At 59.2% G+C, this 18,545-nt stretch carries 22 protein-coding genes and 5 pseudogenes; 14 read left to right on the top strand and 13 right to left on the bottom strand.

The window, feature by feature from the left end:
* Positions 1-2: 2 nt before the first annotated feature.
* Both FQ668_RS12665 and FQ668_RS12660 read left to right on the top strand, forming a co-directional pair.
* Positions 3-245: a hypothetical protein gene (locus FQ668_RS12665; protein ID WP_014860884.1), complete on the top strand. Its 243-nt coding sequence runs from the start codon at positions 3-5 to the stop codon at positions 243-245.
* Between the two features lie 149 nt (positions 246-394).
* A complete protein-coding gene (locus FQ668_RS12660) occupies positions 395-658 on the top strand; it encodes a DUF3077 domain-containing protein (protein WP_003250694.1) in 264 nt (87 codons plus the stop codon).
* A 171-nt stretch (positions 659-829) separates the two neighbouring features.
* On the opposite strand, the gene FQ668_RS12650 is transcribed toward FQ668_RS12660, so the two are convergent.
* Positions 830-1,546, bottom strand: a complete 717-nt coding sequence (locus FQ668_RS12650; protein WP_019438811.1) for an SDR family oxidoreductase — start codon at positions 1,544-1,546, stop codon at positions 830-832.
* Between the two features lie 44 nt (positions 1,547-1,590).
* Entirely contained in the window at positions 1,591-2,076 is a 486-nt protein-coding gene (locus tag FQ668_RS12645; RefSeq protein WP_014591530.1) for a DUF2165 domain-containing protein, read from the bottom strand.
* A 367-nt stretch (positions 2,077-2,443) separates the two neighbouring features.
* Between FQ668_RS12645 and FQ668_RS12635 the strand changes: the two genes are divergently transcribed.
* Positions 2,444-3,481: a sensor domain-containing diguanylate cyclase gene (locus tag FQ668_RS12635; RefSeq protein WP_019438809.1), complete on the top strand. Its 1,038-nt coding sequence runs from the start codon at positions 2,444-2,446 to the stop codon at positions 3,479-3,481.
* Between the two features lie 157 nt (positions 3,482-3,638).
* On the opposite strand, the gene FQ668_RS12630 is transcribed toward FQ668_RS12635, so the two are convergent.
* Together FQ668_RS12630 and FQ668_RS12625 are read right to left on the bottom strand one after the other, a co-directional pair.
* Positions 3,639-3,848: a 4-oxalocrotonate tautomerase family protein gene (locus tag FQ668_RS12630; RefSeq protein WP_019438808.1), complete on the bottom strand. Its 210-nt coding sequence runs from the start codon at positions 3,846-3,848 to the stop codon at positions 3,639-3,641.
* Between the two features lie 69 nt (positions 3,849-3,917).
* Positions 3,918-4,649, bottom strand: a complete 732-nt coding sequence (locus FQ668_RS12625) for an SDR family NAD(P)-dependent oxidoreductase (RefSeq protein ID WP_014591532.1) — start codon at positions 4,647-4,649, stop codon at positions 3,918-3,920.
* Between the two features lie 113 nt (positions 4,650-4,762).
* Between FQ668_RS12625 and FQ668_RS12620 the strand changes: the two genes are divergently transcribed.
* From FQ668_RS12620 to FQ668_RS12600, 5 genes and pseudogenes are all read left to right on the top strand, one after another.
* Positions 4,763-5,689 carry a LysR family transcriptional regulator gene (locus FQ668_RS12620; RefSeq protein ID WP_019438807.1) on the top strand — a complete coding sequence of 309 codons (927 nt, stop codon included), beginning with the start codon at positions 4,763-4,765 and terminating at the stop codon, positions 5,687-5,689.
* A 127-nt stretch (positions 5,690-5,816) separates the two neighbouring features.
* Positions 5,817-6,056, top strand: a complete 240-nt coding sequence (locus FQ668_RS12615) for a hypothetical protein (protein ID WP_019438806.1) — start codon at positions 5,817-5,819, stop codon at positions 6,054-6,056.
* Positions 6,057-6,300: 244 nt separating this feature from the next.
* Positions 6,301-6,549, top strand: coding sequence for a hypothetical protein (locus FQ668_RS29180; protein ID WP_110159594.1), 249 nt, complete (start codon positions 6,301-6,303; stop codon positions 6,547-6,549).
* On the top strand, positions 6,539-6,931 hold the full coding sequence (locus tag FQ668_RS12605; protein WP_014591535.1) for a hypothetical protein: 393 nt from the start codon (positions 6,539-6,541) through the stop codon (positions 6,929-6,931). The genes FQ668_RS29180 and FQ668_RS12605 overlap by 11 nt, the downstream gene beginning before the upstream one ends.
* A 31-nt stretch (positions 6,932-6,962) precedes the next feature.
* A pseudogene (locus tag FQ668_RS12600) lies at positions 6,963-7,178 on the top strand (helix-turn-helix domain-containing protein); the annotation flags it as partial.
* Between the two features lie 51 nt (positions 7,179-7,229).
* On the opposite strand, the pseudogene FQ668_RS12595 reads toward FQ668_RS12600, so the two are convergent.
* Positions 7,230-7,487, bottom strand: a pseudogene (locus tag FQ668_RS12595) (hypothetical protein); the annotation flags it as partial.
* 171 nt (positions 7,488-7,658) lie between these two features.
* On the opposite strand from FQ668_RS12595, the pseudogene FQ668_RS28985 reads away from it, so the two are divergent.
* Positions 7,659-7,771: pseudogene (locus FQ668_RS28985) on the top strand (universal stress protein); the annotation flags it as partial.
* Positions 7,772-8,442: 671 nt separating this feature from the next.
* Here the strand turns inward: FQ668_RS28985 and FQ668_RS12580 are convergent.
* Positions 8,443-9,216 (bottom strand): alpha/beta hydrolase, encoded by a 774-nt coding sequence (locus FQ668_RS12580; protein WP_019438804.1) that lies wholly within the window; start codon positions 9,214-9,216, stop codon positions 8,443-8,445.
* Positions 9,217-9,305: 89 nt separating this feature from the next.
* Between FQ668_RS12580 and FQ668_RS12575 the strand changes: the two genes are divergently transcribed.
* Positions 9,306-10,745: an HD domain-containing phosphohydrolase gene (locus FQ668_RS12575; RefSeq protein ID WP_019438803.1), complete on the top strand. Its 1,440-nt coding sequence runs from the start codon at positions 9,306-9,308 to the stop codon at positions 10,743-10,745.
* A 31-nt stretch (positions 10,746-10,776) separates the two neighbouring features.
* Here the strand turns inward: FQ668_RS12575 and FQ668_RS12570 are convergent, their stop codons facing one another.
* On the bottom strand, positions 10,777-11,691 hold the full coding sequence (locus FQ668_RS12570; RefSeq protein ID WP_019438802.1) for a LysR family transcriptional regulator: 915 nt from the start codon (positions 11,689-11,691) through the stop codon (positions 10,777-10,779).
* Positions 11,692-11,807: 116 nt separating this feature from the next.
* Here FQ668_RS12570 and FQ668_RS12565 point away from each other — a divergent pair, with 116 nt between their 5' ends.
* From FQ668_RS12565 to FQ668_RS12555, 3 genes and pseudogenes are all read left to right on the top strand, one after another.
* The gene (locus tag FQ668_RS12565; RefSeq protein ID WP_019438801.1) at positions 11,808-12,137 is read left to right on the top strand and encodes a nuclear transport factor 2 family protein; all 330 of its coding nucleotides are present in this window, start codon (positions 11,808-11,810) and stop codon (positions 12,135-12,137) included.
* Positions 12,134-12,907: an SDR family oxidoreductase gene (locus tag FQ668_RS12560; protein ID WP_014591542.1), complete on the top strand. Its 774-nt coding sequence runs from the start codon at positions 12,134-12,136 to the stop codon at positions 12,905-12,907. Before FQ668_RS12565 ends, FQ668_RS12560 begins: the two co-directional genes overlap by 4 nt.
* 510 nt (positions 12,908-13,417) lie before the next feature.
* Positions 13,418-14,193 (top strand): annotated as a pseudogene (locus FQ668_RS12555) (DUF2786 domain-containing protein).
* 10 nt (positions 14,194-14,203) lie between these two features.
* Here the strand turns inward: FQ668_RS12555 and FQ668_RS12550 are convergent.
* The 3 genes from FQ668_RS12550 to FQ668_RS12540 all read right to left on the bottom strand — a co-directional run bounded on the left by FQ668_RS12550 (position 14,204) and on the right by FQ668_RS12540 (position 16,333).
* Entirely contained in the window at positions 14,204-15,322 is a 1,119-nt protein-coding gene (locus FQ668_RS12550; RefSeq protein ID WP_230678070.1) for a terminase, read from the bottom strand.
* Positions 15,297-15,773, bottom strand: coding sequence for a DUF2280 domain-containing protein (locus FQ668_RS12545; RefSeq protein WP_019438799.1), 477 nt, complete (start codon positions 15,771-15,773; stop codon positions 15,297-15,299). The genes FQ668_RS12550 and FQ668_RS12545 overlap by 26 nt, the downstream gene beginning before the upstream one ends.
* A 326-nt stretch (positions 15,774-16,099) precedes the next feature.
* Positions 16,100-16,333 carry a hypothetical protein gene (locus FQ668_RS12540; RefSeq protein WP_026031959.1) on the bottom strand — a complete coding sequence of 78 codons (234 nt, stop codon included), beginning with the start codon at positions 16,331-16,333 and terminating at the stop codon, positions 16,100-16,102.
* Between the two features lie 252 nt (positions 16,334-16,585).
* Here FQ668_RS12540 and FQ668_RS12535 point away from each other — a divergent pair, with 252 nt between their 5' ends.
* Complete coding sequence (locus FQ668_RS12535) at positions 16,586-17,071, top strand: GNAT family N-acetyltransferase (RefSeq protein WP_019438797.1); 486 nt, start codon at positions 16,586-16,588, stop codon at positions 17,069-17,071.
* 6 nt (positions 17,072-17,077) lie between these two features.
* Here FQ668_RS12535 and FQ668_RS12530 read toward each other — a convergent pair whose 3' ends face one another.
* From FQ668_RS12530 to FQ668_RS12520, 3 genes and pseudogenes are all read right to left on the bottom strand, one after another.
* On the bottom strand, positions 17,078-17,269 hold the full coding sequence (locus FQ668_RS12530) for a hypothetical protein (RefSeq protein ID WP_019438796.1): 192 nt from the start codon (positions 17,267-17,269) through the stop codon (positions 17,078-17,080).
* A 47-nt stretch (positions 17,270-17,316) separates the two neighbouring features.
* On the bottom strand, positions 17,317-17,586 hold the full coding sequence (locus FQ668_RS12525) for a hypothetical protein (protein WP_014591546.1): 270 nt from the start codon (positions 17,584-17,586) through the stop codon (positions 17,317-17,319).
* Positions 17,586-17,896 (bottom strand): annotated as a pseudogene (locus tag FQ668_RS12520) (peptidase M48, Ste24p). Before FQ668_RS12520 ends, FQ668_RS12525 begins: the two are co-directional and overlap by 1 nt.
* Between the last annotated feature and the right edge of the window lie 649 nt (positions 17,897-18,545).

Genomic DNA, 18,545 nt, shown 5'->3' with positions numbered 1-18,545 from the left:
CCATGCTCAAGATCGTTCCAGATCCACCCCACCGGTCCCTCTGCCTTGAAGACACCCTCATCCAGGCCACGGATTACGCGCTTTGCGCTGCAACTGTCGTGCATCAGGCAATGCTGCTGCAGCCCAAGTCACCCGCGTCGATTCTGATGATGACCTCGATGCATGAACTGGAGACCTTGAGAGCTTTGCTCGAGTCCGCAATAGCCCAGGTGCAGATGCCCACTGAGCCTCGCACTACGCACTGACGTCTCGCTGATGTACTGCCTGGGCCGGCCTCTTCGCGGATACCCTCCCCGGCACTCCCTCAGCCTTGAAGACTGCCGTGCTCCCGTAGGAGCGGGTTCACCCGCGAATAGGCCCGTACAGGCTGAAGCAATCTTGGGGAAACTGAACAATGTCCACAGAAGAAACCAAATTCACCGTCGGCAAAACCACCTTCTACCAAGGTGAAAACCAGACCCATCCGCTGTTCCGCATCGAAGCCGGCATCCCTTGCCAAAGCGCCCGTGAACAGGCTTCGGAGCTGATGGGCTATGCACGGGATATGACCCTGGATGGATTGATGGAAGACAAACCTCAGTTGATCTGGGCTTCGCACTACCTTTGCGCGTTGGCCAAGGCACTGATGGATGATGCGGAACTGGGCATGATGCGCTGAATGACTCATCAATGACTGGGTGCCTTCAAGACCTATGCGACTCCCGATTTTGAAGGCGACCCAACGACCTAGCCCCTTGCCTCTTTTCTCGCTGGACGCGGTCCAAGATTCAGTTCCATCGACTGAGACATCAAAGCCGAACCCACACGCAAAGGCTCCGGTGCTTTGGCCTCAGAAGCGCTCATCACCGATAGCCGGCAAGATCAGCTCCCGTACGAACGAAGCCCCGGACAAGCGCAACAGCGCGTCGACCATAGTGACCACATCATGCACCGGTACCTGGCGCCGCTCGCCACGTGCTGCGGCTTGCGCCAATGGCGTGTTCAGGGAGTCGTCGGTATTCAGATAACCCAGTTGAAGCACGGTCACCGCCAGGTTGTCATCCCTGAAACCTTCGCGCAGCGCATCAGCCATGCCGTTGAGGGCGAACTTTGAGGCGCCGAACGCTACCTCCGGGCGCCCACTCTGGCGAAGAGCTGAGGTCGAACCGGTGAGGATCAACTGCGGCCGGGGCGCACCAAGCAACTTGGGCACCAGGCGCTTGAGCAAAAGCAGCGTGGCCGTAATATTCACCTCGACCAGCCTGGTGATCGATTCGTCGCTGTCGTCAAGGAATGCATAGTGTTCGCTGAAGGCGTGTTCTTCCCAGATGCCAACGTTGTAGATCAGGACATCCAGATCGGCAGGTGTCCGATCCGCGATCTGTGCTACAGCCGCCGTTGGCCTGGCAAGGTCGGCATCGACCCAGTGCAGATCGATGCCCGGGGCAAGGGCCAAGTCTGACGGCTGTTTGCGTGATACGCCGATCAACGTGTCACCTGGCTTGCCGAGCCCTTCGAGCAAAGCCCGGCCCAACCCCCTGCCGGCGCCTACGATCATCATCTTCATCTGTTGCTCCTTTTAGCTGGAATTCTCCAAGCTTCCTGGGCCGCTCAAATCCACCGGACATTCAGTACGACGAAGTGCAGCAGGATCCAGACCATCAACAGCAGATGGGTCAGTTGCAACCCTTCCTGGCGTATCCAGTAGCCAAACCATATCCCGCCAAGCAGCATCGCGAACAAGAACCCGAGCGTTGCGCTCAAGGCCAGGTTCAACCAGGGCCGCGCCACCTCCAAGCCGGCGCCAAGCAGCAGTTCATAGCAGCCAACCCAAGCCGCGAGAACGGCGGCTGCCTGTGTCAGCACGATGATCGACAAGGCCAAGCGATGGATGGCGTGAGAGGTCATCGCTCGCACCAGCAGAGGGAGGCTGATTCCGGGAGGTTGGGTCAGCGGCGCCATCGACATGGTCTCCCCGATCGCCCCGGCTGAGCTGGCAAAGGCCTGCAGGTTGTTGATCAGGCTGATACTCAGCCACAGGCTCAAGCCAATGCAGCAGGTGATCTGGAAAATCAGCAGTGAAGTCGGAGTGTCCATTCCTGGTCCTTTGTGAGTTCGTTTCCGAAAGCAGCGAGAGCGTCCGGACGCCACTCTAAAACCTTGACTTAACTCGAGGTCAATACCGGTTTACCAATAAGGCAGCCAAGGGCGACAACCTCAACCGTTTGTTAAAGCCGCCTGTAAGTCTTAGAAGTTTGTCGAGGTCTTGGGCGACCGACCGAGCCGCGCCGATCAACGCCACAGGTATGACCCACTGGAGGATCCGGGATAGAGCCAACCGGTTTGCTATGCTCTCTACTTCGGCTGGCCTGAAGGCGCCGAGCGTGTGCGGCATTGGCCAAGATGCTTGAGATTTTTCTATCCGCGTTTGTGAAAAAACGAACCAAGGAGTGGAGTAACAGAAATGCCAGCTTGTCCCCTACCCTCTGATGAAGCACTTCGTCAGCGCACACTTGATGACATGGACTTGGTCGATACGCCGGCCGAGCATTATCTTGATACCTTGGTACGACTCACCCAAGAACTAGCCCAGGTGGAGACCGTTCTGATCAGCCTAATCGATCAGGATCGGCAGTGGTTCAAGGCTCGAATCGGCATCGAGGTAAGCGAGACGAAGCGCAATGTGTCCTTTTGCGGCTACGCGATTCTCGGCGAAGATACCTTGATGGTTTCCGATGCCAGGTGCGATTCACGCTTCGAGGACAATCCCCTCGTGCTGAACCCACCCTATATCCGGTTCTATGCGGGCCACCCGTTACGTGCCTCAAATGGCAAAGCCATCGGCACCCTGTGCATGTTCGATCCTCGGCCGCGGAAGCTCAGCGAGGCGCAACAGGCTAATTTTCGGGACTTAGCCACGCTCACCGAGGGTTATTTGCAACTGCGGAGCCTAGCGCAGGTCAATCGCGCTCTGCGTGTTGAAATGGATCGCGGGCAGCGCAGGGCTTTGCTTGATCCTTTGACACAACTATGGAACCGCGGGGCGTTGGCAGCATTTCAGAACCGAGAGCTTCGTTTGGCTGAGGAGCGAGGTTTACAGCTAGGTGCCGTATACGCAGACCTCGACCGTTTCAAATCCGTCAATGACGAGCATGGCCACGATGCTGGCGATAAAGTGCTCTGCGAGTGTGCCCGCCGACTGCGGGCTACGCTGCGGCCAGATGACCTGCTGGTACGCCAGGGAGGAGAGGAATTCGTAGCCTTGCTACGGGTTAAAGATAGCCAAGAATTGGCGCAGATTGCGGAGCGCTTGCGTCAGTCAATCGGCACCGCGCCTTTTTTGTTGCCCGGCGGCCCTCGGAAGATGACCATGAGCATTGGGTGCGCCCTGCTCACCCAGGGTGAGCAGATTGATGATGCAATAAAGCGCGCTGACGGCGGTCTCTATGCGGCCAAACATGGGGGGCGTGACCAGGTTGTCTATGTGCCAGCGTTATCCTGAGGAAGTTGAGACTCGGTAACATGGGGCAAGGCTCTCCCTATACGAGATGCGCTAGCGTATTGGCCACCCCGGTCTCCAAGTGGGTTCTCCTTCGCAAGCGTATCGAGCCAAGGCCGCCCTGGAGGCGCTGATTCGCGCCGCCGGGGCAGTTCGGAACTCATCCCTGAGTTTCTTTGCTGCGGTACTCGGTGGTGGTCATGCCGGCGTAGCCCCAGTTATCGGTGTCGACCTCCTCGATCACGATATGGGTGAGCTCAGGTTTCTTTCCGAGCACTCGCTGCAAGGTCTCGGTGATTTCCTTGATGACCTGGGCTTTCTGATCACGAGTGACGCCGTCGCGAGTGATGCGGACGTTGACGAAGGGCATGGTATTACTCCTATGGGGTGGGGAAATCAGGGCAAGGAGGCGGGATGCCTCCCCGTTACGTTCAGCCTATTACCATTTGCCGACACTCATACCGCCGTCGACCGGCAACACCACGCCCGTGGTGAACCCGGCGTTGGCCAGGTAAAGCACGGCGTCGGCAATGTCGCTGACGCGGCCGATGTGTCCGGCCGGTTGCAGGCCGTTGAGGAAGTCGAAGCTGGCCGGATCGTGCATCGGCGTCTCGATGATGCCGGGAGCCACCGCGTTAACCTGGATGTTGTGCGACGACAGCTCCAGCGCCAGGGCGCGGGTGACCTGGTTGAGGCCCCCCTTGATCAGCACTGGCAGGGCGGCGGGCACGGCGATGTTGGGTTGCAGCGCCACAGCAGCGGTGATGTTGATGATGTGACCCTGGCGCCGCTCGATCATGTGCGCGGCGGCGGCCTGGGAGGCGTAGACCACGCCCTTGAGGTTGGTCTCCAGCATGCCTTGGATGTCTTCCGGGCTATATTCGATGAAGGGTTTGGGCAGGAAGAAGCCAGCGTTGTTGACCAACACGTCGACCTGGCCGAAGGCGTCGATGCTGGCCTGAATCAGACGGCGGGCGGTCTCAGGCTTGGCGATGTCACCGGCCACGCCGATGAAGGCGGGGCTGTCCAGTTGTGCCTTGGCCTCGGCGAGGCGTCCGGCGGAGCGGGCATTGCCGACCACATTGAAGCCACTGGCGAGGAAAGCCTTGGCCAGGCCGAAGCCGATGCCGCTGGAGGCGCCGGTGATCACTACCGTTTTGCTGTTGCTCATGTCGTTTCTCCCAATCAGGTGGCGCCGAAGAGCGCCGTTGGGAGGACTATATTTTTGCTTCAGATAAGGATAAATATGGCAGCGAGAACTTCAGTTGATACATGGTGTAATCAATGCAGCGGCATTTCGACGACGTCCTACTCGGCAGCATCGAGCTGTTCTGCCTGGCGGCGGAGCTGGGCAGCTTCACCGCGGCCGGTCTCGCGGCGGGCGTGACGCCGGCAGCGGTCAGTCGCTCGATCAGCCGCCTGGAGGAGCGCTTGGGCTCCAGACTGTTCGTCCGTACCACCCGCAGCATCCGCCTGACCGAGGGCGGGCGAGGCTACTACGAACAGTGTCGTCAGGCGCTGACCCAGCTGGTGGAGGCCGAACGGGTGGTGACCGGTCAGCAGCAGGAGCCTTCGGGCACACTGCGCATCAGCCTGCCCACGACCTACGGGCACCACCGCATCCTGCCGCTGCTGCCCGAGTTTCGACGGCGCTACCCGAAGGTGCAGGTCGACATCCACCTGGGCAACCGCAACATCGACTTTGTCGGCGAGGGCTACGATGTGGCCATCCGCGTGCGTGCACAGCCGGATTCGACCCTGATCGCCCGGCCGCTGGAAGACGCCCGGCTGGTGGTGGTGGCCACTCCAGATTACTTGGAACACGCGGGCGAACCGCAGAGCCTTGAAGAACTGGCGCAGCATGACTGCATCCAGTTCGAACTGCCCAGCAGCGGTCGGCGCATCGCCTGGCTGTTCGACGAGGAGGGCCGCGAACGGGAAGTCGTCACCGAGGGCGGCTACGTCTGCTCGGACGACGTGCTCGGTGGCGTGACCTTGGCCAAGCACGGCGCGGGACTGTTCCAGACCTACCGCTTCATCGTCGAGCGCGAGCTTGCCGAGGGCTCGCTGGTCGAGGTGCTGCGGCCCTTCGCGGGCCGCTCGCGGCCGTTCACCCTGCTGTATCCCCAAGGCCGACACATGCCGTTGCGCCTGCGAGCCTTCGTCGACTTCATCATGGACAAGCGGCGCCAGTGGGCCGCTGGCAGCTGAGGGGACGTATCACTCTGTATCAGTGCCATGGTGGATGTGGCGCCGATGGGCCAGCCTGTAGTTGGCCTTGGACCGATGTCCGGTTTAGCACCTGTCGGCCCAGCACCGGGCCGAGCCGGTGGCATGGATGGACTCACGCTCACCTCAGGCGCACGTCACGATCTCGAACGAGGTTAAGCAGCACAACCTCAAATTCGGTGGAGCGCCTGCCTCGGCGGTCAACGACTACAGCATTCCGCTCTACACCCACGCCGATCCTGGCGAGGTTGACGGCATGAGAATTCACGGTGGTGTTACCGTGAGCAGTCACGCAAAAGTCACGCACATGAAAAAGGCCACTCCTTTCGGAAATGGCCTAAGTCATTGAAATATATGGTCGGGACGGAGTGATTCGAACACTCGGCCCCTTGCACCCCATGCAGCGTATCTAAGCCTTGTAAACCTATGATTTTATTGAATATATAGCTTACTATAAGTCACCAAAATTAAGGGTTTTCGAGCTTTTTGCAAACGAAAACACGCGGCCTGCAGCCAGGGTTTTGCGCAACCCGATCCTCTCGCGCTGACTGTTCGAGGCTTGATTTCGCAGATCGATGGTCCACGCCAGGTGAATGCTGCCGGCAGATTGTCGCGTCTGCAATCAACCAAAAGCGGACGTAAGAGAAGACGGTCCACCCTGCGCTTTTCTCACGGGTAATTGCGAAGTGGTGCAGGCACCGGCACTGAGCGATGCGCTGCATCCGGCCATCAGCAATTTGTTCATCCAGACCAAGCTGATTCAACCGCTGCAGGCCATCCTCTGCACACGGTGCCCCCGCTCACTGCAGAACGCAGTGCCATGGATGTGTCATGTCCTGTAGCGCACTGATTGATACCTACAATGTAGAACCCTATGTCGTAGCCGCCGACGTCTACGCCATACTCCACCACGCAGGGCGGGAAGGCTGGAGCTGGTACACGCGTCCGACGGGCAGGACGTACCGCCTGATCACCGAAAGCCTGCTGCTCCTGCAACGCAGCGGTGACATCTCGCTGCTACCGGCAGGTTGGCCGGATTGTGTACTGCACTACCGTTTTGGTAATACCCACTACCGCATTGAAGTGCGCAACAGCGCCAGCCCCGAACCGACCCTCAGCCCGGATGGCCAGTTGCTTGTCCATGCCACGCTGCAAGTGAAGGATGATGGAAAGCTACATCAGGTAATCGCCCAGTGCCAACGCTGCCTCTTGCCTACGAACTGAACCGTCCGACAGCGGTTGCACACCGCTGTTTGAACTGATCGCCAACATGTTGGGCGTACGTCGTGAAGGGGTAACTGAGGCGGCGGGCAAACTGCAGCGTCTCGGTGTGATCGAATACAGCCGGGGCAACATCAAGGTACTCGACAGAGTCCGCTTGGAGCAGCTCAGCTGCGAATGCTACGCCGTGGTGAAGAAAGAGACTGAACGGCTGCTGCCATACCTGTCGCTCCCGTACCCTGCCGTTTGACTGTACAAAGGTCACATCGCGCTTCAGACCATCAGGTGCCAAAGCCTTTCGTTAGATCAGCTGATCGATCAGTACCGCGTTGCTATAGATGAGGCTACCGTCGTTGGCCCGGTGACCGATCAGATGGAAGTGGCCACGCAGGGTCGAATCCAGGTAGACGCGCATTCGACAGTCGGACAGCGGGCCATAACCTGGTGGTAGACGCAGTTCCAGGGTGGACAGATTGACGTCTACCATAACGTCTGGTTCATGGGTTCGTTGCAGGCGTTCCTGCGCTTGTTCCAGCAACAGGTGGTCGTTGCCATTGACGCCTCCGGAGATTTCAGAATTATTTTTTCCAGTTACAGAGTGCGCCCAAAAAGCTAATAAGTATTGGCCTGCGGCAGTTACACCGCCAGCCGGTACGCCCGTTGGTCAGTGCGCACTGGAATCTAATAAACATCAAATCTGGAAGGCGCCGCTGGCAAATAATTGGTCCACAAAGGTATGTCGCTGCACAACGTTATTTTTTGGGCTATCTCAAGGGCTTGGCCACGGTCGGCCTAGACAAGGATCAGGCTTCGGCAGTGATGCGTGAAGGATATGTGCAACAATAGCGTCAATGGCTGGGAACTCAAGCGCGGCACCGCAGTGTCATGTTCAGCATCAGGTCGATACTTAAAATCGGCAACTGTGAAGCTGCCTGAGGAGGCAATCTGAAGAACAATAGAGCGATGAAAGTCTGCTATATCGGGTCGAAAGCGGTCAGTGGTGAACCGCATCTATCGACAAAAAGGAACTATTTGCAAACGGAATGTTCGACCCTATCAAGCCTGATCAGACTGGATCTGTAGGTTCACCGTCCAATAATGCAGCAGTAGTGTGAGATTCGAACCTCAGGCCGCGCCACAAGCGGCCTGTCCATCGCCCCTGTCTAATACAGCTCTGCCAGTTTCAACGATTTTGGCCCAGTAAAACCGAGAAGCTTTCGAGCAGTTTTAGACAGTTTCAGCCTCCCACCTAGGCGTTCTGCCAACCACGATCCGTCCTCCATCGTCACTTACCCCCTGCTCTCACAGTCCGCTTTCGACCCATCGCTGCCAACTCGAATGAGCAAGACCCGAGCTTTTTGCTTGTCGGCCAGGCGGGCTGCAACCACGCACCCCGTCGTGCCGACACCACAGACTATGAAATCGAAGTTCCGATCACACAGATGATCCATGCGTCGATGCCTTATCGATGCAGAGTGAAACTCAAGAGCGCTCAGGCGTGTCGTGAGCAGCGATCACTGCTCGCCAACACTGCTTACCGCCTTGAGAATCACCTTGGCCACTTCGCCAGGCTGTGACTGCTGCGGCACATGGCTGGCGCGCAGTTCGGTCAGGGTGGCGCCGATACGCTTGGCACTGGAGCGCTGGATGTCGGGGTGGATCATGCGATCGTCAGTGGCGAGCAGGTACCAGGACGGCTTGGTCTTCCAGGCAGCGACCGTGGTCCGATCATCGAAGGCCGATGCCTTGATCGGGCCTTGGGTAGCGGTCATCACTGCGGTTTGTGCCGCCGGGAGATCCTGGGCGAAGTCCTTGGCCATGCCTTCTGCCGTCAGGTAAAGGAAACCGTTGCCGTCTGCCTTGATCTGGCTGATGCCAGGCGGGGTAGGCGCGCCCTTGCCCTGTTCGCCACTGAACTGGCCTGCATCAGGTGCGAAGGCGGCGACGTACACCAGGGCGCTGACTTTCTCATGGGCGCCGGCTTCGCTGATCACGGTGCCGCCCCAGGAGTGGCCGACCAGCACCACGTTGCCTGACTGGTTGTTCAGCACGCGCTGCGTGGCGGCAACGTCGTCGGCCAGCGAGGTCAGCGGGTTTTGCACCACCGTCACCGCCACCCCTTCAGCCTGCAAATACGGCACTACCTTGGCCCAGTCAGAGCCGTCGGCGAAGGCGCCGTGTACGATGACCACCGAAGGCGTTGCCTCGGCAGCCTGGCTGACACTCACCATAAGGGTGCTGGTCAGGGCGAAGGCGGCGGTGACGAGTTGCGACTTGAATGCTTTCATGGGCTGAACTCCTGTGTTGGGAGTTCAAATTCTGCGGACCCACATGCTTGGCGGGTATCGGTCATTTATCCGACCCTGAGGCTTTTTTCATGGATAGCGCGCTACGATTCGACATCTCATTGAGCGGCGCACTGGGGGCTATCTCCCAGGTCGGCGACCTCAGCATGGGCCAGCCCCTTGGCCACTCCCAACGTGTTGCCCGCCTGGCGCAGATGCTAGCCCGCGCCATGCACGGCGAAGGCGAGCATCTGATGACAGCGCAGCAGGTCGCCTTGCTGCGCTGGTCCGGCTGCACCGCCAACGCCGATGGCTTCGCCCATCTGCTGGGCAATGATGTCGATGGCCGCCGCGCGATGCTCGACCAGACCCTGGGCGCCGAACAGATGAACGCCGTGCATCAAGCGGCACCGCTCGCCGTGGTGCACTGCGAGGTGTCTGGCCAGATCGCGAAAACGCTCGAACTTGGCGCAGCGGTCGAAGCCGGCTTGTGCCGGATATTCGAAACCTTTGACGGAACCGGCAGGCCGTTTGGTGTGAACCATGTGCACATTCCGGACGCGGCCTACCAAGTGGTACTGGCCGGAGACCTGGACATCCTCAGCCGCGCCCATGGCCTGGACACGGCGCTGAGCTGGATCAACGAACAGGCCGACCGCCGCTACCCCGCCGCCCTCGCCGCCTTGCTGGTGCGCAATGCCAAGGTATGGTTAGCGGAACTGGAAACAACGCCCGGTGGGCTGGACGACACCCGGCTCGAACGTCCCGTGTCACTGACGCTGGTGGGTGATGTGATCGATCTGAAGTTGCCCTGGCTGGCAGGTTACTCCCGGCAGGTGGCGCAGATTGCCGTCGAGGCCGCCCGCTTGTGGGGACTGCCAGAGCCCGACCAGACGGAGATTGGCAAAGCCGCGCTGATCCATGGCCTGGGGCGGGCAGCCGTCTCCAATCAATTGTGGAACACCGCGGGGCCGCTACCCTACGGCGCCACAGAACGTATCCACCTCGTCCCTTACTGGACGCACAAGGCATCACGGCAGATCACTGAGCTGACCATCCCTGGCGAAATTGCCGCCCATGCCTACGAACGGCTCGACGGCAGCGGCTACTTTCGCGGTGCATCGGCCGATGCCCAGTGCGCCGCCTATCGCTTGCTCGCCAGCGCTGTCGCCTGGGTAGCGTTAAGAAGCGCCAGGCCCTGGCGACCCGCGCATAGCGAATCGGAGGCGGCGCGGCTGCTCAAACAGGACGCCAGCCGCGGCCTGTTTGACGCTGAAATCTGCACAGCGGTAATCGCTGCCGCACGTGGCGAACGCCGACTGCCTCAGCCGAAAAGCACGCTGCTCACCACCCGCGAGTGCTCCATCCTCATGGAGATCAGCCGTGGCGCCAGCAACAAGGAAGTGGCGCGGCGACTGGAGATCAGCCCGAGTACCGTACGCACCCACATGGAAAGCATTTTCCGCAAGCTGGGTTGCTCCACCCGCGCGGCGGCCACCTTGAAGGGGCTGACCCTGGGCTTGATCGCCTGAAAGCAGGCGCTTGGGGGCAGTCGGTGAATTATCATAGCTGGTCTTTGCTCGGCAGATTGTCGCGGGCCATGGCAGTGAATGCCTTGAGCGCAGCGGAGGGGTTGCGCCGGTTCGGGTAGTACAGGCACAGGTTGTCTCTGGGCGGCGTCCACTCTTCCAGCACCCGCTCGAACTGTCCGGCGTCCAGTTCAGCCTGAACGTCCTGCTGCATAAAAAAGCCCAGCCCCACGCCTGCCTGCACCACCGCCTTGGCGACACTAGGCTCGTCCAGGGTGAGCTGGCCAGTCACATCAAGCCGGGTCACCTCCCCCGCGCGTTCAAAATGCCAGGGGTAGATCGCCCCATTGGGTAGGCGGATGCGCATGCACTGATGCTGGAGCAGGTCTGCCGGGCTACGCGGCCGGCCGTGCTTGGCGAAGTAGGCAGAGGAGCCGACCACGGCATAGCATTGCGGCTGGCCGAGCTGAATAACGATCATATCGCTGGGCACAAGATTCGCAGAACGTACGCCCAGATCGAAACCGTCCGCGACTATGTCCACCAGGCGACCTTCGGTCACCAAATCGATATGCACCTTCGGGTAACGCTGCAGAAACTCCAGCACCAGCGGCAGCAACGCGGCGCGGGCGGCACTGGCGAAGGCATTGATGCGCAACACGCCTGACGGCCCGGCATTGTGCGAACGCACCGCTTCCAGCGCCGCTCGCACTTCCTGCAGAGCCGGACCGACCTGCTCCAGGTACATAGCCCCCGCCGCGGTCAGAGACACGCTGCGGGTGGTGCGATTGAACAGCCGCGTTTCGAGGCTCGCCTCCAGCTTGGCAATGGTGTTGCTCAATGCCGTGGTCGAAACATCCAGATCAATGGCTGCCTGTCGAAACGACGCCCTCCGCGCCACGGCCAGTACAGCTTCCAGCTCATTGAGACCAAGGCGCGAATCTGCCACGTAATTGTCCTCATATTCGGGATAGGTCGTTAATGTCTATCCCAGTTGAGCAAACTATCAACTGAGCGGCAAGATCACAGTCGTAAACCCCAACCACTGTGAGAGGAGATCAGGCCATGAACCTGCAACTGCCTGACGCCGTACAAACCTACTTCGATGTCAGCAATGGCGGCGACATCTCGCTCCTTGCCGCCTGCTTCTGCGCGGACGCCAGGGTGACCGACGAAAACCGCACGCACCAGGGCATTGCAGCCATCGAAGCCTGGCAACAGGAGGCCCGCCAGGCATTCACCTACAGCGTCGAGCCGCTGGCGGCGACGCAGAATGACGATTCGCTGAGCGTAACGGCGCGTCTGGTCGGTAACTTCCCTGGCAGCCCGCTGCAGCTGAATCATCTATTCCTGCTGCACGACGGCCAGATCCGCTCACTGGAGATTGCGCCATGAACCTTGATCTTGGCGGCAAGCAAGTGCTGGTCACCGGCGGCACCAAAGGCGTCGGCCGCGCGGTCGTCGAGCTGTTCCTCGCAGAGGGCGCCAAGGTGCTGACCTCGGCTCGGCAGGCAACCAGCGATCTGCCGGCTGAGCTGTTCGTGCAGGCTGACCTCGCGACCCCAGAAGGCTGCGAAACACTGGTAGCCGCAGCTAAGCAACGGCTGGGCAGCATGGACATCATCGTCCACGTCCTGGGTGGTTCGTCGGCACCGAGCGGCGGCTTCGCGGTGTTGGATGACGCGCAGTGGCAACGCGAGCTCGACCTGAACCTGATGCCGGCCGTGCGCCTGGATCGCGCCCTGCTCCCATCGATGCTGCAGCGCAAGAGCGGCGTGATCATCCATGTAACCTCGATTCAGAACTGCCTGCCCTTGCCCGAAGCCACTACGGCTTACGCAGCGGCCAAGGCGGCGCTGTCGACCTACAGCAAAAGCCTGTCGAAAGAAGTCTCGCCACAAGGCGTGCGTGTTGTACGGGTGTCGCCGGGCTGGATCGAGACCCAAGCGTCGGTCGCCTTGGCCGAGCGGCTGGCGCAGGAAGCCGGTACGGACTACGCAGGCGGCAAACGCATTATCATGGATGCACTCGGTGGTATTCCACTCGGCCGCCCTTCCACGCCGTCAGAAGTTGCTGACCTGATTGCCTTCCTGGCATCGCCTCGTGCGGCATCCATTACGGGGAGCGAGTTTGTAATTGACGGCGGGACAGTGCCAACGGCCTAGCTGTAGTTGCTTCGCATATACGCGTCAACCACCGGAAAAGGGGACATGGAAAAGGGGACAGATTTATTTGCTGCTGACCGTCCCCTATTGGCCGATTGCAGCCCTTCGCCTTCAGCTACCGCACAGCAATGCGGTTTGTGGATGCGATGGAGGCCGGCGCCGCGAGCAAACAAGCCACAGCAAATCAGCAATCACATCCACCAGCCTGTACGAAACTATAAATTCGAACTTCCAGCTTCAGCGGTTAGGGTAACTGACCTTAGTAAATAGAAGGCAGACAAGCGTTCCTAGCCAGCGGTCCAATGCCTTCTAAACACTCTTTGCTTTCCCATCATCAGTGTAATAGTTATAGATCCAATCACTCAGGAAGTACTCACCTTTATAGCAACCAACATCCAAATGCTTTCTAAAACGCTTTCGACTAGTTTTCCAATAAATAAAGGCATGCGTTAACATCAGGATAGCTTCGGTAGGCTCCAAAAAGGCGTTTCTGAAAATGAGGATCACCCCGTGACCGAACAACAGCACGACGAAAGCAAGCTCGAGCGGGTCATCCGCAAGATCAAGCGCTGCCTGGCCCTATCCAAAAGCTCGAACGAAAACGAGGCCGCCACTGCTATGCACCAGGCCCAAGCGCTGATGCGCGAGTATCGTCTGACCGAGCTGGATGTGCGCCTGAGCGATGTGGATGAGGTCCAGTCGGAGAAGTCCAGAGCGAACCGCCGGCCTGGGACCGGCACCTGAGCAGCATAGTGGCCCAAGTGTTTGGGGTCAGGCCTCTGTCGTACCGGCACTGGTGCGAAACGTACGGCCGCAGAGTTGATCGGGCGCTGTTTGTTGGGGTTTCACCAGCCCCGCAGATGGCGATGTATGCCTACGAGGCTCTGCTGGTAAAGCTGACCTTAGCACGCCGTCAGTACGTGGCACTTGTCCGTTCAGGCAAGCGCCGCAGCGACTACTCGGCCGAGACCGCCGGTGATCATTTCGCTCTCGCCTGGGTGTCGGCGGTTCAAGGCAAGCTCCATGAGCTGCTACCTCGCGGAGAGGAAGATCCAGCCCTCACCCATTGCTCGGATGGTCGCAACCTAGTCGCTGTTGAGGCGCAGGACCAGGCATTAATAGAGCAGTACCTGGCAGGTCAGGAGATCGGCAAAGCCAGGAAGGCACCGAAGGTTGAGCTGGATCTAACCGCACAGATCGCCGGACTACTCGCTGGCCAGCGTGTTGAACTCAACCCCGGGCTTGCCACAGCTGGCCAGGGTCAATTCAGGCTAGAAAGCGCATGACCATGAACCCCTAGGTATTAAGGAACATGGCGTTCACCGCGTTGATGCGATCCTTCACACCGGGGTTCTGTGAGTCGACCACAACGGTGAAACCAGCCTTCTTGAGCAGCGACAGGTCCGACTCGCTGGCGTTCTTGCTGCTGGTGTTCTGTCCGCTGGCGTCTGGGTACACGGAGACGCTGTGCCCTGAGAAACGCACCTTTATCTTCTCGATCATGTCAGGCGTGTCGCGCACCGAGTGGAACTCGTCCAGCGCCAGCGGCAAGCCGTCACGGACCACGTATACAACCGCGGCCATCTTCATGACGTTGAAGTCCACACCGATGTGTATGGCCTCACCCGGCTTGATGCGCTCGCTGGTGTGGCACTCAGCCCGGTCGAAGGTGGAGTAGACGACCCCGGCATAGTTCTCGAACCCGGCCTCATACTCCTGGCGGAACGTGCGCGGGTCCATCTTGCGCCGAGCGGCGTCCAGCTCAACGGCCGGAACGTTGCCGCCCTGCAGTGAGGTGTATTGCCAGCTCTTGTGGTCAGGCTCTCCGCCCGGCTGCCCGTCGCGGTAGGTGTCGTAGCAGTGGTTGAACCCTTTCGGCGTGCCGATGCGCAGCGCATGCCCGCCTTTACGCGACTCCCCGGTCTGGGGAATCGTGTATTGGCAGGTCGAGAGCATCGGCCTGAGCACTTCTTCCCAGGCTGCCCACGAGCAGTCTGCCCATTCATCCACCAGGACGAAGAACAGGCCGGAGCCCCGCAGGTTGTCGTAGTTGTCCAGGCCGACCACACGCATGATGTGGCCAGACTTTAGAGTGATCGAACACTCCGTCTCGTTCGGTCGGGCGGCGCGCCATGTCTCGGGGATGGCCTGCTTTAGCCGGCGCCAGAAGACCCGCTTGGCCTGCTTGAACGTCGGAGCGCCATACCAGATCTCATCCTCGACACTCACGCCCCACTCAGCAGCCAGCCGGGCCGCGCGGCGCATTTCTGCCTTGCCGAGGAAGGTTTTGCCGAATCGTCGCCCGCACACTGCATCACGGAAGCGCGCCTCAGGCTGGAAGCCCCAGACGTAAATGTTCGCCTGTTTCGGCGTCAACTTCACCGGTGGGTCAAAGGTACGGGGTAGTCGGGACACCTTCATCTGGCTCCAGCTTGTACTCAGCAACGGCGTGCTGCTGGTCCGCCTGGGAGCCCAGGGGCTTGTCGGGTTCGATCTTGCGGTTGACGTACATGTCGCCGCATTCCTTGGCCGCCTGCTCGTACAGCTGGGCAGTCAGCGCTAGGTTGCGCATGTTCTCGGCCTTCTCAGCCATTCGCCCTAGGCCGCGAAGCCGGAAAGCTCTGTTCGCGATGGGAATCTCGGCTGTTTCCTCGCGGAACCGCTTGCGTGTGTCCTCGAACAAGGCCACCCAGCGCTTGGCTAGGCCCTTGCCGGAGTACTTCGTGGGATCGTGCGTCTCCACCTGCTGGCGGGTCACTGCGATGCTGAATTCTTTCTGGACGGCCTCTACCACCTGTGAAGGCGTGTCGAAGCACGCCAAGGCCTGAACAATAAAGGCCTTCACGTCGTTGCTGAGGGCTGCCATAGGCTTTCAGGGTTATGGATGCTGCCGGTGTCGGCAAGAATCTCGGCCTTAAGCCAAGCCCATATTTCAGGGGCAGGAGCCAAGCGGATACTGAAGTCGGATAGCTCGGACAGTTCAAGCAGTGACGATGGAGGATACGGCCTATCCATAGGTCACCTTGTGCTTGAAATGATGTTGCGGTGCCGGGACGGCAGCAGTCTATTCAGTGCAGGAGGGAGTACTAAGCCAAAAGGCGATTGGCTCAACGCAAGCTATGCATGGTGATTGCCCCATCTGCCTGCCATGCGGCATTCCACTTCAAACGCTCGCACGAGAGGCCGACCCGATTAACTCTTATCATCATGCACAGTGACCCTCACTCCCGTAGCCACGATCTCGTACTCAGTTTCGGAAATCTTGTTCACGGCACCACCCATTTGCATTTCGAAATGCTTCAAGCCTTCATGTCGAACCATTCCGCTCGAAGAGCGCTCAACGGTCTCGTCTTGGTAGATGTAGATGACGTACTCCACATTATCCGTGCCAAGCCCAACTATTCTTCCAACATATTTATCTGCCATGTCCGGACTCCTCGCGTGAAGCCTCAAGGTAGCGGGTGCCAACAGATCAATCCACTGTATTGGAGCGTTAATCATGAATATGATGCTGGTCTGAGCGTGAGCACGCTCATGCAGCAAGGGGCGACCCGGCACGGTAGGCTCGTTCCATCGCCTCCCAGTCGGGTTGCTTGATGGTCATGGATAGATCCTGATACTTGAAATGGTAGCGCGTTGAAGGTATTGGTTGAGATCAGCTCTCCCGAAAGGCCAATCATGCAGCTTCGCTTCAGGCATCTCAGCGACGTTTCCACCGAAGACATCATCGCGCTCAACAACAACCCAGATGTCTTACGCCAAATGCCCTTGGGGCGTCCCGACTTTGACGAAAGCAAGTGCAAGGCATGGGTCGCTCAAAAAGAGGCCCAATGGGCTCTTGATGGATACGGTCCCTGGGCTTTTTTCGTGGAAGATAAATTCGCCGGCTGGGGTGGCCTGCAGCAGGAAGACGGTGACGCTGATCTTGCTTTAGTGCTTCACCCAGATTACTGGGGGCTGGGCAGAGTAATTTTCGATGAGATAGTGCGGCGCGCTTTCCAAGAGTTGGGCCTGGACTCGATTACCATACTGCTCCCACCCACCAGAACTCGTATCAAAGGTGTACTTCGTCTAGGTTTTGTTCACGACGGAGACGTTGATATCGACGGTACGCCCTTCGCACGCTATCGACTCCTCGCAAGCACTAGCGCAAAAATCTCGTAACCTGTTTTATCTGGCGACCATCCTGTGCGTCTCGGCATGGGCATGACCGTGCAGCAGGCCGACCAACAGACCTTGGGGAAGGCCAGCTTCTTTGGCTGCGTCGATAGCCTTCACGATGGCCGTATCGAATTCGGCTACCGCATGGACGATATCCATGCTGGCCGGCAGCTCATGGCGTATGCGGGTTACGTTACTCATGTTCACTCCCGCGCCACGAAACGGCGCATCTCGAATTGGTGGCGCCCCTACCCCGGCTGGAACACATGGCCGCGCCGGGCAACCGCGTACAGGACGATCCCCAGCTTGAGGATCACGCCGTACAGGGTGGGAACATGGCCGTTCATGGCCAGGACGAACGAGCCGAACGCTCCAATGGCCACTAGGTAGAACGCGACGGCCAGTAGCGGCGCATCCGTTGGTCTGATCCGGCGCAGGTAGTCGCACGCAGCGATCACCACCAGCACGCTCAGAAAAGCATTCGCGCCGATCAGAACTGAAATCAGGGTCGAGCTCATCAGGTAGCTCCTTTGGCTCCGAACGACCCCACGAGCGACTTCAGCACCGGGATGATGTTCATTGCCAGAAGGCCTATCAGAAAGGCCACGCCGTATTGGGTTTCTCCGCTCGCGCCAAGGCTGAAATAGCTGATGGCGAGCGGGGTGCAGAAGACTGCCGAAGCGAAACCGGTGAAGAAGGCGGCGACCGCCTGGCCCCGGGTGAGGCCTCGCAGAAAGGTCAGCGAGAGGATCGCTCCTGCGAAGCCGCCAATGATCACGCCGTACTTACCAGCAGGACGCCGGCAGTCGTGCTTGCTGGTTCGGCCATGTGTGGATCCTAGAAGAAAAGGCCCGGCGAGGCCCTATTCAGGGACCGGGCAAACGTGCGGAGCAGCACATAACGAAAAGCCCCGGAAGTTCCGAAGCTTAGGATGGTAAGCGTACATCCGTTGATCTGATGGGGAGCTAATTCACCTGAACAAAAAACCGCCCGAAGGCGGCTAGCTAGTGATTATTAGCGCTATCCCAATCAATCGGGCGCGTCAATCAGCTCAAATGTTCTATTTCATGACTTTCGCGGATCACTTTTAAGATCTTTGTCAGCAACCTTGTCGTGCCGACTGTAGAGCTCTGCCTTTGAAGCCCGCTCGGTGTTGGCACCCTTACTTCCCTCCGCCCTTGAGCCTTGGGAAGATGTATTTGCACCAGAACTTCTTTCCCCCTGGCGCGATGTTTTATCTGTCATATAAACCTCTGATGAGCCCGATTATCCGAGCTCAGATAAATGAATTACTCAGCGAGTGATCCATCATTTGTACGCATCTGCCTACGGTCACTCTCCGGACCTTTTTCAAGGCCTAGCTCGTCATCATCTGGGTGTAGCCCAGTGGATCATCAGCTTCGAGGAGCGTATGTGGCGAAAGAGCCGTACTTGGTTGGGCGCTTCTACCAACGGCGCCCAGGATAAGTCCAGCCGG

Source organism: Pseudomonas sp. Kh14, assembly GCF_900291005.1.
In the GTDB taxonomy this organism is placed as follows: domain Bacteria; phylum Pseudomonadota; class Gammaproteobacteria; order Pseudomonadales; family Pseudomonadaceae; genus Aquipseudomonas; species Aquipseudomonas alloputida.
The sequence above is the reverse complement of the archived record's forward strand: the minus strand, read 5'-3'. Positions and strand labels throughout refer to the sequence as shown.

Bases quoted from the DNA above. Each gene is read 5' to 3' on its own strand.
- FQ668_RS12575 (WP_019438803.1), top strand. From the start codon at position 9,306: ATGGATAGCGCGCTACGATTCGACATCTCATTGAGCGGCGCACTGGGG.
- FQ668_RS12540 (WP_026031959.1), bottom strand. From the start codon at position 16,333: ATGGCAGATAAATATGTTGGAAGAATAGTTGGGCTTGGCACGGATAAT.
- FQ668_RS12535 (WP_019438797.1), top strand. From the start codon at position 16,586: ATGCAGCTTCGCTTCAGGCATCTCAGCGACGTTTCCACCGAAGACATC.
- FQ668_RS12620 (WP_019438807.1), top strand. From the start codon at position 4,763: ATGCAGCGGCATTTCGACGACGTCCTACTCGGCAGCATCGAGCTGTTC.
- FQ668_RS12650 (WP_019438811.1), bottom strand. From the start codon at position 1,546: ATGAAGATGATGATCGTAGGCGCCGGCAGGGGGTTGGGCCGGGCTTTG.
- FQ668_RS12580 (WP_019438804.1), bottom strand. From the start codon at position 9,216: ATGAAAGCATTCAAGTCGCAACTCGTCACCGCCGCCTTCGCCCTGACC.
- FQ668_RS29180 (WP_110159594.1), top strand. From the start codon at position 6,301: ATGCTGCCGGCAGATTGTCGCGTCTGCAATCAACCAAAAGCGGACGTA.
- FQ668_RS12660 (WP_003250694.1), top strand. From the start codon at position 395: ATGTCCACAGAAGAAACCAAATTCACCGTCGGCAAAACCACCTTCTAC.
- FQ668_RS12530 (WP_019438796.1), bottom strand. From the start codon at position 17,269: ATGAGTAACGTAACCCGCATACGCCATGAGCTGCCGGCCAGCATGGAT.
- FQ668_RS12645 (WP_014591530.1), bottom strand. From the start codon at position 2,076: ATGGACACTCCGACTTCACTGCTGATTTTCCAGATCACCTGCTGCATT.
- FQ668_RS12665 (WP_014860884.1), top strand. From the start codon at position 3: ATGCTCAAGATCGTTCCAGATCCACCCCACCGGTCCCTCTGCCTTGAA.
- FQ668_RS12630 (WP_019438808.1), bottom strand. From the start codon at position 3,848: ATGCCCTTCGTCAACGTCCGCATCACTCGCGACGGCGTCACTCGTGAT.
- FQ668_RS12615 (WP_019438806.1), top strand. From the start codon at position 5,817: ATGGACTCACGCTCACCTCAGGCGCACGTCACGATCTCGAACGAGGTT.
- FQ668_RS12545 (WP_019438799.1), bottom strand. From the start codon at position 15,773: ATGGCAGCCCTCAGCAACGACGTGAAGGCCTTTATTGTTCAGGCCTTG.
- FQ668_RS12560 (WP_014591542.1), top strand. From the start codon at position 12,134: ATGAACCTTGATCTTGGCGGCAAGCAAGTGCTGGTCACCGGCGGCACC.
- FQ668_RS12605 (WP_014591535.1), top strand. From the start codon at position 6,539: ATGTCCTGTAGCGCACTGATTGATACCTACAATGTAGAACCCTATGTC.
- FQ668_RS12635 (WP_019438809.1), top strand. From the start codon at position 2,444: ATGCCAGCTTGTCCCCTACCCTCTGATGAAGCACTTCGTCAGCGCACA.
- FQ668_RS12565 (WP_019438801.1), top strand. From the start codon at position 11,808: ATGAACCTGCAACTGCCTGACGCCGTACAAACCTACTTCGATGTCAGC.
- FQ668_RS12525 (WP_014591546.1), bottom strand. From the start codon at position 17,586: ATGAGCTCGACCCTGATTTCAGTTCTGATCGGCGCGAATGCTTTTCTG.
- FQ668_RS12625 (WP_014591532.1), bottom strand. From the start codon at position 4,649: ATGAGCAACAGCAAAACGGTAGTGATCACCGGCGCCTCCAGCGGCATC.